Origin of the sequence: Pseudomonas sp. B21-053 (genome assembly GCF_026016365.1) — a bacterium.
GTDB lineage: Bacteria > Pseudomonadota > Gammaproteobacteria > Pseudomonadales > Pseudomonadaceae > Aquipseudomonas > Aquipseudomonas nunensis.
Map to the genome: position 1 here is coordinate 4672539 of NZ_CP087205.1, position 16924 is coordinate 4689462.

General features: G+C 62.1%; 16 protein-coding genes. 10 read left to right on the plus strand and 6 right to left on the minus strand.

From position 1 onward, the window contains the following. Positions 1-58: 58 nt before the first annotated feature. Positions 59-505: a winged helix-turn-helix transcriptional regulator gene (locus LOY68_RS20930; protein ID WP_163913704.1), complete on the minus strand. Its 447-nt coding sequence runs from the start codon at positions 503-505 to the stop codon at positions 59-61. A gap of 95 nt (positions 506-600) precedes the next feature. Here LOY68_RS20930 and LOY68_RS20935 point away from each other — a divergent pair, with 95 nt between their 5' ends. Next, complete coding sequence (locus LOY68_RS20935) at positions 601-1839, plus strand: MFS transporter (protein ID WP_265039529.1); 1239 nt, start codon at positions 601-603, stop codon at positions 1837-1839. Between the two features lie 54 nt (positions 1840-1893). On the opposite strand, the gene LOY68_RS20940 is transcribed toward LOY68_RS20935, so the two are convergent. After that, the gene (locus tag LOY68_RS20940; protein ID WP_265039531.1) at positions 1894-2439 is read right to left on the minus strand and encodes a cytochrome b; all 546 of its coding nucleotides are present in this window, start codon (positions 2437-2439) and stop codon (positions 1894-1896) included. Beyond that, entirely contained in the window at positions 2436-3521 is a 1086-nt protein-coding gene (locus tag LOY68_RS20945) for a catalase family peroxidase (RefSeq protein WP_163913698.1), read from the minus strand. The genes LOY68_RS20940 and LOY68_RS20945 overlap by 4 nt, the downstream gene beginning before the upstream one ends. A gap of 158 nt (positions 3522-3679) precedes the next feature. Here LOY68_RS20945 and LOY68_RS20950 point away from each other — a divergent pair, with 158 nt between their 5' ends. Together LOY68_RS20950 and LOY68_RS20955 are read left to right on the plus strand one after the other, a co-directional pair. Further along, positions 3680-4186 (plus strand): sigma-70 family RNA polymerase sigma factor, encoded by a 507-nt coding sequence (locus LOY68_RS20950; RefSeq protein ID WP_054614089.1) that lies wholly within the window; start codon positions 3680-3682, stop codon positions 4184-4186. Next, the gene (locus LOY68_RS20955; RefSeq protein ID WP_265039533.1) at positions 4183-4935 is read left to right on the plus strand and encodes an anti-sigma factor family protein; all 753 of its coding nucleotides are present in this window, start codon (positions 4183-4185) and stop codon (positions 4933-4935) included. Before LOY68_RS20950 ends, LOY68_RS20955 begins: the two co-directional genes overlap by 4 nt. Before the next feature lie 122 nt (positions 4936-5057). Here LOY68_RS20955 and LOY68_RS20960 read toward each other — a convergent pair whose 3' ends face one another. Next, positions 5058-5894 (minus strand): IclR family transcriptional regulator, encoded by an 837-nt coding sequence (locus tag LOY68_RS20960; protein WP_265039535.1) that lies wholly within the window; start codon positions 5892-5894, stop codon positions 5058-5060. A gap of 244 nt (positions 5895-6138) precedes the next feature. Here LOY68_RS20960 and LOY68_RS20965 point away from each other — a divergent pair, with 244 nt between their 5' ends. The 7 genes from LOY68_RS20965 (at position 6139) to LOY68_RS20995 (ending at position 13194) form a co-directional block, all read left to right on the plus strand. Further along, positions 6139-7158, plus strand: coding sequence for an ABC transporter ATP-binding protein (locus LOY68_RS20965; protein ID WP_265039537.1), 1020 nt, complete (start codon positions 6139-6141; stop codon positions 7156-7158). Then, entirely contained in the window at positions 7155-8024 is an 870-nt protein-coding gene (locus LOY68_RS20970; RefSeq protein ID WP_265039538.1) for an ABC transporter permease, read from the plus strand. Before LOY68_RS20965 ends, LOY68_RS20970 begins: the two co-directional genes overlap by 4 nt. A 6-nt stretch (positions 8025-8030) precedes the next feature. Then, positions 8031-8825, plus strand: a complete 795-nt coding sequence (locus LOY68_RS20975; RefSeq protein WP_054053788.1) for an ABC transporter permease — start codon at positions 8031-8033, stop codon at positions 8823-8825. A 7-nt stretch (positions 8826-8832) separates the two neighbouring features. Further along, the gene (locus LOY68_RS20980) at positions 8833-9123 is read left to right on the plus strand and encodes a (2Fe-2S)-binding protein (protein WP_054053789.1); all 291 of its coding nucleotides are present in this window, start codon (positions 8833-8835) and stop codon (positions 9121-9123) included. A gap of 538 nt (positions 9124-9661) precedes the next feature. Then, positions 9662-11017 carry an NAD(P)/FAD-dependent oxidoreductase gene (locus tag LOY68_RS20985; protein ID WP_265039541.1) on the plus strand — a complete coding sequence of 452 codons (1356 nt, stop codon included), beginning with the start codon at positions 9662-9664 and terminating at the stop codon, positions 11015-11017. Then, a complete protein-coding gene (locus tag LOY68_RS20990) occupies positions 11014-12129 on the plus strand; it encodes an NAD(P)/FAD-dependent oxidoreductase (protein WP_265039542.1) in 1116 nt (371 codons plus the stop codon). The genes LOY68_RS20985 and LOY68_RS20990 overlap by 4 nt, the downstream gene beginning before the upstream one ends. An 18-nt stretch (positions 12130-12147) precedes the next feature. Continuing rightward, positions 12148-13194 (plus strand): ABC transporter substrate-binding protein, encoded by a 1047-nt coding sequence (locus tag LOY68_RS20995; RefSeq protein ID WP_265039544.1) that lies wholly within the window; start codon positions 12148-12150, stop codon positions 13192-13194. Between the two features lie 264 nt (positions 13195-13458). On the opposite strand, the gene LOY68_RS21000 is transcribed toward LOY68_RS20995, so the two are convergent. Beyond that, positions 13459-14421: a spore coat protein U domain-containing protein gene (locus LOY68_RS21000; RefSeq protein ID WP_265039546.1), complete on the minus strand. Its 963-nt coding sequence runs from the start codon at positions 14419-14421 to the stop codon at positions 13459-13461. Further along, positions 14418-16775 (minus strand): fimbria/pilus outer membrane usher protein, encoded by a 2358-nt coding sequence (locus LOY68_RS21005; RefSeq protein ID WP_265039547.1) that lies wholly within the window; start codon positions 16773-16775, stop codon positions 14418-14420. Before LOY68_RS21005 ends, LOY68_RS21000 begins: the two co-directional genes overlap by 4 nt. Between the last annotated feature and the right edge of the window lie 149 nt (positions 16776-16924).

Here is a 16924-nt window from a genome sequence, read left to right on the forward strand (position 1 = left end):
TAAGATCAAAAGATCGCGCTTTTGTAGGAGCTGCCGAAGGCTGCGATCTTTTGATCTTTCATTCCGGAACCACCCGCACACAATCCTCCGGCCCCAACAATCGCCCATCCTCGGCGCGCAATTCCAACGTGCGCACCGGCCGCCCCTGTTCACGATCCACCACCCGTGAATGCGCCTCCCCCGCCTCAAAGAAAAACGCCTCGCCCCACTGCCGCAAGCCGATGATCAACGGGAACAGGCCCTTACCCTTTTCCGTCAGCACGTACTCCTGATACGCGCTGCCATCCGACGCCGGCACCAGATCAAAAATCCCGTGGGCCACCAACGTGCGTAGGCGCGCCGAGAGGATGTTCTTGGCCATGCCCAAATTGCGCTGAAACTCACCGAACCGGCGGATGCCATCGAACGCATCGCGCACGATCAGCAACGACCACCAATCGCCAATGGCATCCAGTGACCGAGCGACCGGGCATTCGGCGCCTTGCATGCTTGTTCGTTTGACCATGATCGCGCTCGCAGACTGCAAATGTGGTTGCAATATAAAACCAGTCTGCTTACCGTACAACTGGTTTTATTTTGAAACCACATCAGGAGCCTGGCATGAAGCCCAATCATTCTTTGAACAGCGGCGTGGTGCTGCTGTTCGCTGTTGCCTGCGGACTGGCCGTCGGTAACGTGTATTACGCCCAACCGTTGCTCGATGCCATGGCCGACGCCTTCGCCATGAACCCGGCGACCATCGGCATCGTCGTCACCCTGACTCAGGTCGGCTACGGCGTCGGGTTGTTGTTGCTGGTGCCGCTGGGGGATCTGCTCAACCGGCGGCGCCTGATCGTCACGCAAACGCTGCTGTCGGCAGTGGCTTTGCTGATGATCGCCTTCGCGCAAAACAGCACCTGGCTGCTGATCGGCATGGCGTTGACCGGGTTGTTGGCGGTGGTGACGCAGGTGTTGGTGGCGTACGCGGCGACCCTGGCGATTCCAGCCCAGCGCGGACGCGTGGTGGGCGTGGTCACCAGCGGCATCGTCGTCGGAATTTTGCTGGCGCGTACCGTGGCCGGTGGCATGGCGGATCTCGCGGGTTGGCGTTCGATTTATCTGTTGTCTGCGGGGCTGACCCTGTTGATGGCGTTGCTGTTGTTTCGCGTGTTGCCCAAACAGGAAGCCCCGCAACCGACCCACACTTACGCCGCGCTGATCGGCTCGGTATTCAGCCTGTTCAAGGAAGAACCGGTGCTGCGCCAACGAGCGATCCTGGCCCTGCTGACCTTCGCCAGCGCCATGGTGTTGTGGACGCCGATGGTGTTGCCCCTGAGCGCCCCGCCGCTGTCGTTGTCCCACACACAAATCGGATTATTCGGACTGGCCGGCGCGGCTGGTGCACTGGCCGCCGCCCGCGCCGGGCATCTGGCCGATCGTGGTCTCGGCCAATGGACCAGCGGCCTGTCGCTGTTGCTGATGCTTGCTTCGTGGTTACCGATCGCCCTCACTCAATCTTCGCTGTGGGCGTTGTTGCTTGGGGTGATCACTCTGGATTTGGGTTTGCAAGCCGTGCACGTCACCAGCCAGAGCATGATCTACAGCGTGCGGCCGGAAGCGCAAAGCCGACTGACTGCCGGGTACATGCTGTTTTATTCGATTGGCAGTGCGCTGGGGTCGATTGGTTCGACGGCGATGTATGCGTGGAGTGGTTGGGTTGGCGTTTGCTTACTAGGTGCCGGTATCAACGCCGTAGCGCTGATCTATTGGTGGCGAACCCTACCTGCCAAAACACTCCAATCCTGTGGGAGCGGGCTTGCTCGCGAAGAGGCCATGTCAGTCGATAGAAATGTCGACTGACAGACCGCCTTCGCGAGCAAGCCCGCTCCCACACTGGTTCAGCGGGGGTTCAGGTCAACCGCGATCCTTGCCTCGCAACATGCTGTCCAGCACATCATCGCGACGCACCCAGCCATGAAACAACGCCGCCGCCAGGTGCAGCAGCACCGTCAGGAACAACAGATACGCCAAATACCCATGCGCCTTGCGCAGTACCGCAAACACCTGCGCATTGGCCGGCACAATCGACGGCAACTGCAACGAACTGCTGAGCATCACCGGATCGCCCGCCGCCGAAATCATCGCCCAACCGAGCAGCGGCAAAATCAGCATCAGTGCGTACAGCAAAACATGCGACACCTTGGCCGCCAGCACCTGCCAACCCGGCAGGTCCGCCGGCAGCGGTGGTTGCTGCGTGGAAAACCGCACGGCCAGGCGCACGATCACCAACAGCAAAATCGCAATACCCAACGGTTTGTGCAGATGAATCAGCCACTCATGCCGCTCGGACACCGAGGCCACCATGCCCGCACCGATAAACAGCATCGCGATGACCATCAGTGCCATCAGCCAGTGCAGCAGGCGCGCCAGCGGGACGAAATGCTTGGGTTGGGCGCTCATTGTTGAGCCTCCTGTTTGGCGGCGGGCAACTGATTGACTTCGCTGGTGCGACGCAAGTACGAACTGGCGTAACCGGCGGAACGCGCGGCGAGCAGCGGGTCGTCGGAGCCTTCGATCCCGGCCGGCAACACCAGCGGATCGTAGTTGATGTCACGGCACTCGCCGTTCAGTTGTGGCTGGGTCGCTTCGAGCACCAAGGTCCCGGCATTCAAGACTTTGCGGTCCTCGGGCCAGGCCTTGCTGGCGTCGTTCACCGGATCACCCGGATTGGCCAGGGTGATGTTCAACTGCCAACGCAACGGGCCTGTGGAAATCCGCTGCACCAAATCTTTTTCGAGGAAATCCGCGCCTTCAGGCGCCGTGGCACCCGCCGCGTCCTTCACCACCGGCACCATGCTCCAACGCACCGCCTGCTTCTGCCCGGATGCATTCACCAGGTAAAACGCGTTGACGCTGTTGTAGGTTTCCGTCACGTAACTGGCCGACGGCTTGGCGGTTTTGATCCAGGCCAGGAACGGCCCGGCCTCAGGATGCGAACCAAAAAACGCGGGGACCAGCGCCGGGTTCGGTTTACCCGTGGCCGGGTCCGGCGACTGCGCTTGTTGCAACTGATAGAACGCCTCGGGCGTGCCCACCGGGAACACCGGCATGCTGTTCATCCCGGTGCGCCACTGTTGGCCGTTGGACTGGGTGAAACGCAACGCCAGGCTGCGGATCGGTACGGCACTGTCCGGCGCGTAAGGATTACCGGCCGGCAGTGCGAAACGTCCGACTACCGGAGTCTTTGGCTCATTGAACACTTGGGCGGTGGAATAACTGCGTGCCTCACCGCTGCTCTCGAAATGCCCGATCACGCACACGCCTTTAGAGTGGTTGCGCCGGAACCCGGGGTGTACGCCGTTGTTGGTTTCCAGCACATTGATCAGTTTTTTCGGGGTCAAGCGTTGTGGGTCAAAGGTGCCGTTGACGTAGGCAAAAGCCCCGGCCACTGCCGCAACGATCACGGCGATGCCGGCCAGACGCAACGTCAGGCTCGCGGCACTCAAGGGTGGCCGGGTGGGCGGTGATGAGCGATCTACCATGAAAGACTCCAGGGCCATCGGCCACAAGTGAGAAGAACCAAGCAGACGCACCCCGCGCAGCTTTATTCCATCGCCCGGTATTTATTTTTACGAGCGTGGAATAACCTCGAATCCCGGGCGTCTTCCTAGTCCACAGCGTAGTGACTAGCCAGAACTTCATGAACGATATCGACGAACAACTGAGAGAAATCATTCCCAGATTGCGCAGGTTCGCGGTGTCTTTGACGCGCAACCCCAGCAGCGCCGATGACCTGGTCCAGGCCAGCCTGGAGCGAGCGCTGTCGAGTTGGAGTGACAAACGTCCCGACGGCGACCTGCGCGCGTGGTTGTTTTCGATTCTGTATCGACAGTTCCTCGACGCTCACCGGCGTTCCCGGCGCTATGCGCGGATGCTCGAATTCTTTACCGGCCGTGACGATGCGCACCCCTCGGCCGAGCGCAGCGTGATTGCCCAAACCACCCTGCAAGCCTTCGACCAACTCAACACCGAACAGCGCGCCCTGCTGCTGTGGGTGTCGGTGGAAGGCCTGACCTATAAAGAGGTCGCCGAGATTCTCGGCGTCCCGACTGGCACCGTGATGTCCCGCCTGTCCCGCGCCCGCCAGGCCTTGCGCGAACTCAGCGACGGCGAAATCAGCCGCCCTTCCCTGCGGAGACTCAAATGATCAGCATGCCCCCAAGCGAGCGTGACCTGCACGCCTACGTCGATCACCAGCTCAGCGATGCCGACCGACGTCTGGTGGAGACTTTTCTTGCGACTAACACCGACATTTCCGAGCAGGTACGCGCCTGGCAGCACGACGCCCAGCAACTGCGCGCGGCCCTTGGCGGTGCGTTGCAGCAACCGGCCAACCCGGAGCTTGATCTGGCGCTGATTCGCCAACGCCTCAAGCGTCAGTCCCGGCGGCACTTGGCGAGCGCGGCGGTGTTGCTGATTGCGGTCGGTCTTGGCGGAATCAGTGGCTGGCAGGCGCGGGAGATGACCCTGGTCAGCACCCAGGCGCCGATGGCCGATGCGATGCAGGCCTATCGGCTGTTTGCCCAGCAAGGCATGTTGCCGGCGGACTACAAGGTCAACGACGACGGCAACATTCAGGGCTGGCTCGACCGTTACTTCACCCAGGCCCATCGTTTGCCGGATCTGTCGAGTGCCGGGTTCAAACCGGTCAGCGGGCGCTTGCTCAGCACCGAGCAAGGGCCGGCGGCGATGGTGGTTTACGAGGACCAGGGCGGGCACAAGATCAGTTTCTATGTGCGGCCGCCGGGGCCGAAGAACTACCTGCTGCCACGGGGCAGTCGCAGCGATGGGGAGTTGCAGGCTGAGTATTGGTCGGGTGCCGGGTACAACTACGCGATGGTCAGCCCGAGCGATACGCCGGCGGCGCGGATGCTCAAGCAGACCGTGCAGTTCTGACCACAACAAAAATCCCCCTGTGGGAGCGAGCCTGCTCGCGAAAGCGGTAGATCAGTCGTCATCAATGTTGAATGACAGACCGCTTTCGCGAGCAGGCTCGCTCCCACAGGGGATCTATGTACTCAGTTCTGGCCGAAGACTTGCGAAGGCCGCCGCAGTAAAGGATCAAACGGATTAATCCGCGGCCCGATCAACGCCGCCTCGCGCTTGAGCATTTCCACCACCGTCGGCAACCGATCCGGCCCCAGCCGATCACTCACGGTAGCCACGCTCAACGCCGCCACCGCTCGCCCGTCACGGTCCAGAATCGGCACCGCCACCCCGGCCATGCCTTGCAACACGCCGGTATTGCGCCCGGCATACCCGAGCGCCCGCACGCTCTCGACTTCCGAGCGCAGGAACACCTCGTCATACAAATGGAAATCCTTGAGCCGCGGCAGGTTGTAGTGAATCACCGTGTCCCGCTCTTCTTCCGGCAGAAACGCCAGGATCGCCAGACTGCCCTGCCCCACGCCCAACGCAATGCGCCCGCCAATGTCGCCGGTAAAGGTGCGGATCGGAAACGGTCCTTCACTGCGATCCAGACAGATCGCATCAAAGCCACTGCGCGCCAGCAGAAACAACGAATCCCCCAACGAAGCCGACAACCGCAACAACGCCGGGCGCGCCAGTTCGCGAAGGTTGCCGGTGTTGCCGGCACGTGCCGCGAGGGCGAAGAAATCCAGGCTCAGGCGATAGCGTTTGCTGCGCGCATCCTGTTCGACCATGCCTTCGTCCATCAGGCTGCGCAGCAATCGATGGGTCGTCGGTTGCGATAAACCGATGCGCTGCGCCAGTTGCGTCACGCGCTCGCCGCCCTCGACCGTGTCACCGAGGCTGCGCAGTACCGCAAATAGCCGGGAGACGGCGCCGACACCGACTTCATTTTTGTTTTCATTCCGCTCAGTGGAATCAGGCATGGGTTTTCTCGATAAAAAATTTACTCACTGAATGAAACTGAAAATAGTCATCGCTTCAGTGAAATAGGCCATTGAGCCCATCCTATTCTTCGTCCTACTCTGCGTCCATACAGGGGCGATTCGAACAACAGCGGCAGCCGACCCACGTCGAGCGCCAACGCACCCCGCATCATCCTTTCGTATCTGCCCATACAAAAAAGCGCGCCTTCAGGCCGCGCATAACAATCTCAGGTGGAGCGCAGCTATGGCATTCGTGCAACTTGAAAACCTCGGTAAACGCTACGGCGTAATCGACGCCGTCGTCGCCACCAACCTCTCGGTGGAGAAAGGCGAGTTCGTCTCCCTGCTCGGCCCTTCCGGTTGCGGCAAAACCACTACGTTGCAAATGATCGCCGGCTTCGTCGAAGTCAGCAGCGGACGCATCGTGCTCGATGGTCGCGACATCACCCACGCCAAACCCGCCAGCCGTGGCCTGGGCGTGGTGTTCCAGAGTTATGCGCTGTTCCCGCACATGAGCGTGCAGGACAACGTCGCCTTCGGCCTGCGGATGCGCAAAGTGCCCAACGCCGAATTGCAGCAACGAGTGGCGCGGGTATTGAAACTGGTGCGCCTCGACCAGCACGCCGAACGCTATCCACGGGAGTTGTCCGGTGGTCAGCGCCAACGTGTGGCATTGGCCCGGGCGCTGGTGATCGAGCCGCCGGTGCTGCTGCTCGACGAGCCGCTGTCCAACCTCGACGCCAACCTGCGCGAAGAGATGCAATTCGAGATTCGCCGCATCCAGCGTGAAGTCGGGATCACCACGCTGATGGTCACTCACGACCAGTCCGAAGCGCTGTCCATCAGCGATCGCGTGGTGGTGATGCAGGCCGGGCGCATCACCCAGATCGACGCGCCGTACACCCTTTACGAACATCCGCGCACCGAGTTCATTTCCGGGTTCGTCGGCAAGGCCAATCTGCTGCCCGGCGAGCGTGACAGTGCCGGCGTGGTTCAGGTGCACAGCGGCGGTGACCTGACCCTGAGCCTGCGCCCGGAAAAAATCGATCTGCGGGATGCCGGCCAGGGTCGCTTGCCAGGCAATATCGTCAGCCGATTTTTCCTCGGCAGCCAATGGCTGTATGGCGTCTCGACGACCCTCGGCGAACTCAGCGTGGTGCGCCGCAACGACGGCTCGGCACCACTGGCCGAAGGCACGGTGGTGGGCCTGGACTGGGACGCGGCGCTGTTGCGAGTGCTGAGTGTCGATGAGGTGTCGGCATGAGTCTGCTCGCTTCGATTCGTCAGGGGCGCCAAGGCTATTTACTGTCGGCACCGGCGTTGGCGCTGTACGTGTGCCTGCTGGTCATTCCGTTACTGCTGACGCTGGTGCTGTCGTTCAACGTGTTCGACTACAGCTCGGGGATCAACGGTGACGCCTACACCCTCGATCACTACAGCAGCCTGCTCGGCGATCCGTACTTCTACGAAATCTTTCTGCGCACCTTCTGGATCAGCGGTTTGACCACCCTGTTGTGCGTGGTAATCGGTGTGCCCGAGGCCTACATCCTCAGTCGCATGGGCGCGCCGTGGCGTTCGATTTTCCTGATCCTGATCCTCACCCCGTTGTTGATTTCGGTGGTGGTGCGCGCCTTCGGCTGGAGCCTGTTGCTCGGTGCCGATGGCCTGGTCAACCAGACCCTGCAAGCCTTCGGTGGCTCGCCGATGAAACTGCTCTACACGCCGTTCGCCGTGGTGATTGCGCTGGTCCACGTGATGCTGCCGTTCATGATCATTCCGGTCTGGACCTCGTTGCAGAAACTCGACCCGGCCGCCGAACAAGCCGCGTTATCGCTGGGCGCCAGTCATCTCACGGTAATGCGCAAAGTGGTGCTGCCGCAAATCATGCCCGGCGTGTTGTCCGGCACTTTGATTGTGTTCGGACTCGCCGCCAGCTCCTTCGCGATTCCCGGATTGCTCGGCGGACGTCGCCTGAAAATGGTCGCGACGCTGATCTACGACCAATACCTGTCGGAGCTGAACTGGCCGATGGGCGCGGCGATTGCCGTGGCCCTGCTGCTGCTCAACCTGCTGATCATGCTGTCGTGGAACCGGATGATCGAAGGCCGCTACAAGAAGTCATTGGGATAACTCGTCATGTCCAAGAACGGTCCTTTCGCCCTGCTGTTTCATGCCCTGGTGGTGCTGTTCATGCTCGCGCCGCTGGTGGTCGTGTGCCTCGTGGCCTTCACCCCGGAAAACACCCTGAGCCTACCGACTACGAACTTTTCCCTGCGCTGGTTTCGCGCGGTTTTTGAACGCGCCGATTTTGTCGATGCGTTCTACAACAGCCTGATTCTGGCGTTCTGCGCCGCGACTTTGGCGACGTTGATTGCGGTGCCGGCAGCGTTGGCCATCACCCGTTATGAGTTTCCTGGACGCGGTTTTTTCAATGGGTTGTTCCTGTCGCCGATCATCATTCCGCACTTGGTGTTGGGGGTGGCGTTGCTGCGGCTGTTTGCGCTGATGGGCGTGAATGGCAGCTTCGGCTGGCTGATCTTCGCTCACGTGCTGGTGATCACGCCGTATGTGTTGCGGCTGGTGCTGGCCTCGGCGATTGGCCTGGATCGCAGTGCCGAACACGCCGCGCAGTCCTTGGGCGCTGGACGCTTCACGCTGTTCAAGCAAATCACCTTGCCGATGATTTTGCCGGGGGTGGCCGGGGGTTGGTTGCTGGCGTTTATCAACAGTTTTGATGAGGTCACGTTGTCGATCTTTGTCACCTCGCCGGCCACGCAGACGCTGCCAGTGCGGATGTACGTGTACGCCACCGAATCCATCGATCCGATGATGGCGGCGGTGTCGGCACTGGTGATCGGCCTGACGGCGTTGACGATGATTCTGCTTGATCGGGTCTATGGCCTGGATCGGGTTCTGGTAGGCAAACAATGAGGGCGCCATGGCTCTGCTGAAACGACTGGCCGAAGGCGACCGCCCGGCCCTGGACTTCGTCCTCGACGGCCAACCGGCCACAGCCCTGCTCGGCGACACCGTGCTGACCGCCGTGCTGACCTGCAGCGACCACCTGCGCGGCAGCGACTTCAGCGCGCAGCCACGTGCCGGTTTCTGCCTGATGGGCGCGTGCCAGGATTGCTGGGTACGCCTGGGCGACGGCCGCCGGGTACGCGCCTGCTCGACCCTGCTCGAACCGGGGCAACAGATCAACCGCGAACCGGGGCGCTCGATATGAACACACAATCCACCTGCCAACCCGGGTTCCCCTGTGGGAGCGGGCTTGCTCGCGAATGCGTCATGTCAGTCACCACACCTTTTGAATGTGCTGCCCCCTTCGCGAGCAAGCTCGCTCCCACAGGGGGTTTGCGTCGTTCACAAACATTGCAGCCAACCGAGATCCACTGTGGGAGCGGGCTTGCTCGCGAATGCAATCTGTCAGCCACCATCCCTGTTGAATGTGCTGCCCCCTTCGCGAGCAAGCTCGCTCCCACAGGGGGTTTGCGTCGTTCACAAACATTGCAGCCAACCCCAATCAACTGTGGGAGCGAGCCTGCTCGCGAAAGCAATCTGTCAGCCACCATCCCTTTTGAATGTACCGCCCCCTTCGCGAGCAAGCTCGCTCCCACAGGGGTTTTGCGTCGTTCACAAATTTTGCAGCCAACCGAGATCCACTGTGGGAGCGGGCTTGCTCGCGAAGGCGTCGTGTCAGTCGCCACCTCTATCGAATGTGCCTCCCCCTTCGCGAGCAAGCCCGCTCCCACAGGGGGTTTTGTATGAGTCCGGTGATTGTTGTGGGGGCTGGGCCTGCGGGGATTCGTGCTGCGCAGACGCTGGTGGCGCATGGCGTGCGTCCGATTCTGCTGGACGAAGCCGCGCGCGGTGGTGGGCAGATTTATCGGCGGCAGCCGGCGAATTTCAAGCGTTCGGCGGTCAAGTTGTATGGCTTTGAAGCGCGCAAGGCCGGGGCGATTCATCAAGCCATCGACGAGCTGCTCGAGCAGATCGACTACCGTCCTGACACCCTGGTGTGGAACGCCGAAACCGGCGCCCTCGACACCTTGCATGACGGCCGCGCCACGCGGCTGGAGTTCTCCCGGGTGATCGTCGCCACCGGCGCCACCGACCGGGTTCTGCCAGTGCCGGGCTGGACGTTGCCGGGGGTCTACAGCCTCGGCGCCGCGCAAATTGCGTTGAAGTTCCAGGGCTGCGCGATCGGTGAACGGGTGGTGTTCGCCGGCAGCGGACCGCTGCTGTACCTCGTCGCCTATCAATACGCCAAGGCTGGCGCGAAGGTTGTTGCGGTGCTCGACAGCTCACCCTTCAGCGCCCAGGCCCGCGCCTTACCCGGCCTGCTCTCGCAGCCGGCAACCCTCGCCAAAGGCCTCTATTACCGCAGCTGGCTGACCGCCCACGGCATCCCGGTGCATCAGGGCGCCAGCCTGGTTCAAGTCAACGGCGAACAGCGCGTGCAATCGCTGAACTGGCGCAACACCAAAGGCCAACAGCAAATCGACTGCGACGCCGTCGCCTTCGCCCACGGTTTGCGCAGCGAAACCCAACTCGCTGACCTGCTCGGCTGTGAATTTACCTGGAACCCGCTCAACCGTGCCTGGCTGCCGCAACGTGACAGCGCTGGTCGCAGCAGTGTCGCCGAGGTCTACCTGGCCGGCGACGGCGCCGGAATCATGGGCGCCGACGCCGCCGAAATGGCCGGCGAGCGCGCCGCACTGGCCCTGCTCGAAGACAGTGGCTACCTGATCCCGCCAGAACGCCCCGCCGTCCTTGAACACTCACTCGCACGGATCGGCACGTTCCGCAAAGCCCTGGAGCAAGCTTTCGTCTTCCCTGATGACTGGGCCGCCAACAGCGCCGACAACCTGATCGTCTGCCGCTGCGAAGAAGTGCAGGCCGGCGAGATCCGCCAGGTCGTGCGCGAAGGTCATTGGGAGATCAACCGGGTCAAGGCCCACTGCCGGGTCGGCATGGGTCGCTGCCAAGGCCGGATGTGTGGCGCCGCTGCCGCAGAAATCATCGCCTGCGAAAGCCAGCGTTCCATATCGGAGATCGGTCGATTGCGCGCCCAGTCGCCGATCAAACCCTTGCCGTTTGGCCTGGAGGTCGAGCCATGATCGAAGTCGATGCCATCATCATTGGCGGCGGGATTGTCGGCGCCTCGGCCGCACTGTTTCTCAGCAAGGCCGGCCGCCGCGTGGCGTTGCTGGAACGGGACTTTTGCGGCTCCCACTCCAGCGGCGTGAACTACGGCGGCGTGCGGCGTCAGGGCCGGCCGTTGTCGCAACTGCCGTTGTCGCAACAGGCCCATGAACTGTGGGCCCAACTGCCGCAGTTGATCGGTATCGACGGCGAGTACCAGCGTAGCGGTCACCTGAAACTGGCCCGCAGCCTCAACGACCTGCGCGCTTTGCAGGATTACGCCGCCAGCAGCCAGGGTTTCGGCCTCGACTTGCAGATCCTTGAACGCGACGAGTTGCGCGCACGGTTCCCATGGGTCGGTGATGTGGCGGCCGGCGCGTCGTTCTGCCCCGATGATGGCCACGCCAATCCGCGACTGGTGTCCCCGGCCTTCGCCCAGACTGCGCGGCGACACGGCGCGCAAATTCATGAGCAATGTGCCGTGACCCAAGTCGAACACGATGGCCAGCGCTTTCACGTCAGCACCGCGAACGGCCTCACACTCCGCGCACCGTGGCTGCTGAATTGCGCCGGGGCCTGGGCCGGAAAATTGGCTGAACAATTTGGCGAAGCAGTACCGATGCACGCCGGGCACCCGGCGATGCTGGTCACCGAACCGTTGCCGCTGGTGATGAACGCCAGCACCGGGGTCGAGGGCGGTGGCATCTATGCCCGCCAGGTCGCTCGCGGCAACTGCGTGCTGGGCGGCGGCCAGGGTTTCGCCCTCGACGACGCTCGCGCGCGGCCCGGTCAAAACGCGGTGCTGGAAATCCTCCGCCAAGCGGTCGAGCTCTATCCATTTCTTGAAGGCGCCCAGGCGATTCGCACCTGGAGCGGCACCGAAGGTTATCTGCCCGACCGCCAACCGGTGATCGGGCACAGCGGCACCCAACCCGGTCTGTTGCACGGGTTTGGCTTTGCCGGCGCCGGTTTCCAGATCGGCCCGGCGGTGGGCCTGGCGCTCACCGAGATCATCTGCAGCGGCGCGTCAAAAACGTCGCTGGATGCGTTTTCCATCACCCGGTTTCACTCCATCTCCGTTGCTTGATAGAGGAAGGTCGCGCCAATGAATAACCTCAAACGTACTGCACTGCTCGGATTGTCCTGCATGGGCGCCCTGCTCACGGTCACCCAGGCCCAGGCCGAACCGACGCTTTACCTGGGCATGAACGGCGGGACCATGGAGCGGCTCTACGCCGACAAGGTGCTGCCGGTGTTCGAGAAAGCCAATAACGTCAAAGTCGTGATCGTGCCGGGGACCTCCGCCGACATCCTGGCCAAGGTCCAGGCCAGCAAGGGCAATCCGCAATTGCACGTGATGTTCCTCGACGACGGCATCATGTACCGCGCCATCTCCATGGGCCTGTGCGACAAACTCGCCGACAGCCCGCCCCTGGCGCAAATCCCGGCCAAGGGCCGGATCAAGGATGAAGCCGTGGCGGTCAGTCTCGGCGTCACCGGGCTGGCGTACAACACGCGTCTGTTCAAGGAAAAAGGCTGGGCCGCGCCGACGTCGTGGATGGACCTCGCCGACCCGCGCTTCAAGGAAAAAGTGGTGTTCCAGTCGATGGCCTCCTCGACCTTCGGCTTACACGGTTTCCTGATGTTCAACCGGATCCAGGGCGGCAGCGAAACCGACGTTGAACCGGGTTTCAAAGCCTGGCCGAACACCGTGGGGCGTAACGTGCTGGAGTACATCCCGAGCTCGGCGAAAATCTCGGAAATGCTGCAAACCGACGAAGCCGCGCTGTTCCCTTTGACGCCAACTCAGGTCACCGCGCTGAAACTCAAGGGCATGCCGGTGGAATATGCGCAGCCGAAGGAAGGCGCCGTGGTGCTCAACGTCGCCGAATGTGCGATCGCCAACAACACCCAACCGGAACTGGCGCAGAAACTCGCCGCGTTCCTGCTGACCCCGGACGCGCAAGCCGCTGCGCTTGAAGATGGCGACCAGATTCCGTCGAACCCCAACACGCCGACCACCGATAAAACCCGTGGCCAGGTTGAGGCGATGAAGAAGTACCTGGACACGGCGATTGCGATTGATTGGGACCAGGTAAACGAACAGCGCCCGGCGTGGAATGCACGGTGGAACCGGAGTATCGAGCGCTAGTTTCATTAGGCGAAACACCGCAAAACCCTGTGGGAGCGAGCCTGCTCGCGAAGGCGTCGTGTCAGTCTGCGTTGATGTGGCTGACACACCGCTATCGCGAGCAAGCTCGCTCCCACAGGGGGCCAGCGTCGTTCACAAATATTGCAATCCACCCAATCCACTGTGGGAGCGAGCTTGCTCGCGATAGCAATCTGTCAGCCGCCATCCCTTTTGAATGAACCGTCGCTTTCGCGAGCAGGCTCGCTCCCACAGGGTTCGCGGTAATCAGAAGCCAACGTCGAGCACCACACTGTCCAGATACGTCCCGGCGGGCGGTGTGGTCTGGTCGGTGTAAATTTTGGCGTTGTAGTTGAAGACCTGACTGCCAGTCCCCAACCCATTCCCCGGATTCACCTCCGCATCAGAACTCGCCCGCCGCGCACTGCCCACACTGCCCCACCGCGTGGTACCCGCGCTTTTGAAAATGTCATACGCCAGATAATTCCCCGCGGAAATCATCCGCCGCCGCCCACCCACACTCACCGCCTGCTGACCATCGCTCAACCCCACCGTGTAGGCGCTGCCCTTGGTGCACGCCAGGTTGATCGTCTGCCCCGTAACCGGCGTAAAAGCGCTGATCACCGGAGCGCTGCCGAAGCTGATGTTCGGCGCGGTAATCGTGCAGTCATTCGCCACCGTCAGGTTGACCGTCAACGTAGTGTTGCCGCTGTTGATATCGCGACCCAGGCACACGTTGCCAATGCCGATGCCCGAGCAATAATTCCAGCTCCAGGCGATGCTCAGGGTTTCCGTGTAGATCCCCGCCGCGACGTTGCTGCCAATCGTCGTCCCCAGATAAATCGGCGCGGTTTTCGGCACCACGCTGCCGAGCAACCCCAGCGCATCGATGATGCCGTTGCGCGCAAAGTCGAACGCCACGCCTCGGGTCAGCGGGTAACTGGTGGAGTTGTTGGCGTACAGCGTGTAGCCGATAACGTCGCCGGTCGGGCCGAGCAATCCGGTCTGCGTGGAAGTGACGGTGGCGTAGAAGTGATCGTTGGTGGTCAGCAACGACAGCAAGGAACCTGTGCAACTCAACCCGGCATTGGTGGTGGAACTGGTCTGCGACGTCGTGCGCACCGCAATCGAACTCAACGAGCCGAACGCCACCGGCGTGGTGCTGACCACCGAGCACAACGCCCACGCCGAGCCCGGCAACCACAGCGCCAGCATCAGCATCCACTTCATTGGCACACCAACGGACCGATCAGCGGGATCTGTTGCTGCTGCATGTCCACGGCGAACTGAACCTGACAGGTCCCCCCGTCGGCCAGGGTCACCCGCAAATTGTTTTGCGCCTGAAGGTTTTCCAGATACACCAACCCGTCCCAACCAACCACGGTTTGCGTGCCGCTCTGCTCATGCACGACGCCACTGCCCAGGGGCAATTCCTGCTGCCGTGCATCCACCAACACGATGCTCGCGGCAATCACCCGGCTCAACGGAAACTCCAGCAGATAACCGCTGCCACGACGCACCGCGATGCGCTGTTCGACATTGGGGCTGCGCACGTTGGCTGGCAGGTTCAGTGGGTCGATTTCATATTTGCCGCGGTAATAGGCGCTGCTCCACGGCACCAGCAAATGGCCGTTGCGGTCGGTGTGGCCGACCTGCTGGTTTTCGTAGCGCACCGGAATGTCCGCATAACCATCGGTGCTGACCACTACGAACGCATCGTCGATACGGTTGGCGGCGAACACCTGACGGTCCATCCACACCAGCGAACCGCTGGCATCGGCCCAACGGGTTTCGGCCTCGCTGGTGCCGTAGACGCCGGCCTGCAATTGCACCGATTGCAGGCGCCAGGTCAGGTCAGCCTGACGATAAGCCGGGCCATCGCCCTGCGCGTAACCAAGGTTGAAACCGAGCCCGCCTTCGGTAGGCACGGCGCGACTGTAATTGACCCGTTGCTGGCTCTGCCCGGTTTTGCTGCGCTCGCTGCTGATGGCCAGGCTGCCCCGCAGGTCGAACGGAATCACCAATTGCGCTTGCACCGCCCAGTTGCTGTCACCGATTTCGCGGTTGCCCGACAGGTAGAAACTGGTGTTGCGCCACAGCGGTTTGCTCCAGGTCAGGTTGAGCAAACGGGTGCGCGAGTCGTCCGCCGCGCGCACATCGAAATAGCCAAAGCCGAGGCTGCCCCAGGTGTCGAGGTTGAGGCTCAGGGTCGCCTGTTCGCTGCGCTTGCTCAGGGTCGTGTAGGGGCTGTCGATCACCGTCAGGTCGGCGTATTGGTCACGCCGTTGCAACCGCTGATACGAGAAGCTGTAGCGCTGGCTGCTGTACTGATAGCCGAGGCTCAGTTGCTGGCCGCTTTCACTGTCGAACTGGCTTTGGCTGAGGGCGGTGTTGAGCACACCGAAATTGCCCAGCCGCAGGTTGCCGCCAAAGCCGCCGAGGGTCAGGGTATCCGAGGCTTCGGCGTGGCTTTCCAGGGTGAAGTTGTCGCTCACGCCGTAACGCAGACTGCCGGAGGTGACGCCCGGTCCGTAGCTGAAATCCTTGAGACCGTAGTCGCGACGTAGCGTACCGGCCGCCACCGAGAAATCGCTCAAGCCCTTTTGCAGCAAACTGCTGGTGACGTAGAACGGCACCGTGGTCGAAACCTGCCGACCCAGGGCATCCGTGGTGACGACGACCGCTTCGCCGGCGCCGTTGATGAACGGAATATTGGTCAGGGTGTAGGGCCCGGGTTGCAGATCGGCGCTGCTGGATTTGTAGCCGTTGATAAACAGGTCCACGGAGGACGGCACCGCCGCTTCCCCGGCGAATTGCGGCAGCGGATAGGTCACCAAATCCGGGCGCACGCCGAAGTCCCTCGATAGCTGAACCCCGCCGAGTCGCACCGAACTGCTCCACGGCAACGCGCCACTGACCAGGTCGCCGGCCTCATAAGTCAGCAGTCGCTCGTCATCGGAAAAACGCCACGTGGTGTCGTAACGCAGGTAACCGTTGTTCAACGTGCTGACCGCATCCCCCGACAAGGTGCGGCGGTATTGCCCGGTGTTGGACAGCGTGCCCCAACTGTCGAACAGCCGCACTTCGTTCCACGCCGCCAGGTAAGTGCCGGCATCGTCGGTGTCGTTGAGGTACAGGTCATAGTTGAGCAAGGCCCCGAAACTGCTGAGCGCCGGGGTGCGTGGATAGACCTCGCGGTTGCCGACGAACTGTTCCGGCAGCCAGTCCGGCGGTACGTTGAGCAGCAGGCGTTGACCGGCGCTGTCGTACTCGCTGTGCAGGCCGGGCAAGCTGTCGAGGTCGACTTCGGCGCTGATGTTATCCGGCAGTTTCATGCCGCTGTCGCGCAGCGCCGTGGCCGGCAGAAAGAACCGTCCGCCCCGTTGCTCCACCGCGACGACTCGTCCGGTATTCATCTGATTGACCACCAACTCCAGAAACAACTGTGCATCGGCCACGGCCTCCATGCCGCTGGGCGGCGGCGGTAGATCGCCGGCCTCGGTGCGCGGGACGATCATCAGCCAGCATGCGCAGGTCGCAGCCCACAACGGACACTGGAAACTGCGAGCCCAACCCTGGCTCATTCGCGCTTTTTGTCCGTCAATGGACCGTGCCCTCCTAAATCCATTTGCAGTGCCTGGTAGCAGCTGTCGAGCAGCGCGAGGCAGCGTTCGGCGGCGAAGCCGTCGTGAAATCAGTCTGTGCGGTGTGTCAGGTAGACCGTGTTCGCAGG

Bases quoted from the DNA above. Each gene is read 5' to 3' on its own strand.
- LOY68_RS21005 (WP_265039547.1), bottom strand. From the start codon at position 16,775: ATGAGCCAGGGTTGGGCTCGCAGTTTCCAGTGTCCGTTGTGGGCTGCG.
- LOY68_RS20945 (WP_163913698.1), bottom strand. From the start codon at position 3,521: ATGGTAGATCGCTCATCACCGCCCACCCGGCCACCCTTGAGTGCCGCG.
- LOY68_RS21000 (WP_265039546.1), bottom strand. From the start codon at position 14,421: ATGAAGTGGATGCTGATGCTGGCGCTGTGGTTGCCGGGCTCGGCGTGG.
- LOY68_RS20990 (WP_265039542.1), top strand. From the start codon at position 11,014: ATGATCGAAGTCGATGCCATCATCATTGGCGGCGGGATTGTCGGCGCC.
- LOY68_RS20985 (WP_265039541.1), top strand. From the start codon at position 9,662: ATGAGTCCGGTGATTGTTGTGGGGGCTGGGCCTGCGGGGATTCGTGCT.
- LOY68_RS20950 (WP_054614089.1), top strand. From the start codon at position 3,680: ATGAACGATATCGACGAACAACTGAGAGAAATCATTCCCAGATTGCGC.
- LOY68_RS20995 (WP_265039544.1), top strand. From the start codon at position 12,148: ATGAATAACCTCAAACGTACTGCACTGCTCGGATTGTCCTGCATGGGC.
- LOY68_RS20980 (WP_054053789.1), top strand. From the start codon at position 8,833: ATGGCTCTGCTGAAACGACTGGCCGAAGGCGACCGCCCGGCCCTGGAC.
- LOY68_RS20960 (WP_265039535.1), bottom strand. From the start codon at position 5,894: ATGCCTGATTCCACTGAGCGGAATGAAAACAAAAATGAAGTCGGTGTC.
- LOY68_RS20965 (WP_265039537.1), top strand. From the start codon at position 6,139: ATGGCATTCGTGCAACTTGAAAACCTCGGTAAACGCTACGGCGTAATC.
- LOY68_RS20940 (WP_265039531.1), bottom strand. From the start codon at position 2,439: ATGAGCGCCCAACCCAAGCATTTCGTCCCGCTGGCGCGCCTGCTGCAC.
- LOY68_RS20955 (WP_265039533.1), top strand. From the start codon at position 4,183: ATGATCAGCATGCCCCCAAGCGAGCGTGACCTGCACGCCTACGTCGAT.
- LOY68_RS20975 (WP_054053788.1), top strand. From the start codon at position 8,031: ATGTCCAAGAACGGTCCTTTCGCCCTGCTGTTTCATGCCCTGGTGGTG.
- LOY68_RS20935 (WP_265039529.1), top strand. From the start codon at position 601: ATGAAGCCCAATCATTCTTTGAACAGCGGCGTGGTGCTGCTGTTCGCT.
- LOY68_RS20930 (WP_163913704.1), bottom strand. From the start codon at position 505: ATGGTCAAACGAACAAGCATGCAAGGCGCCGAATGCCCGGTCGCTCGG.
- LOY68_RS20970 (WP_265039538.1), top strand. From the start codon at position 7,155: ATGAGTCTGCTCGCTTCGATTCGTCAGGGGCGCCAAGGCTATTTACTG.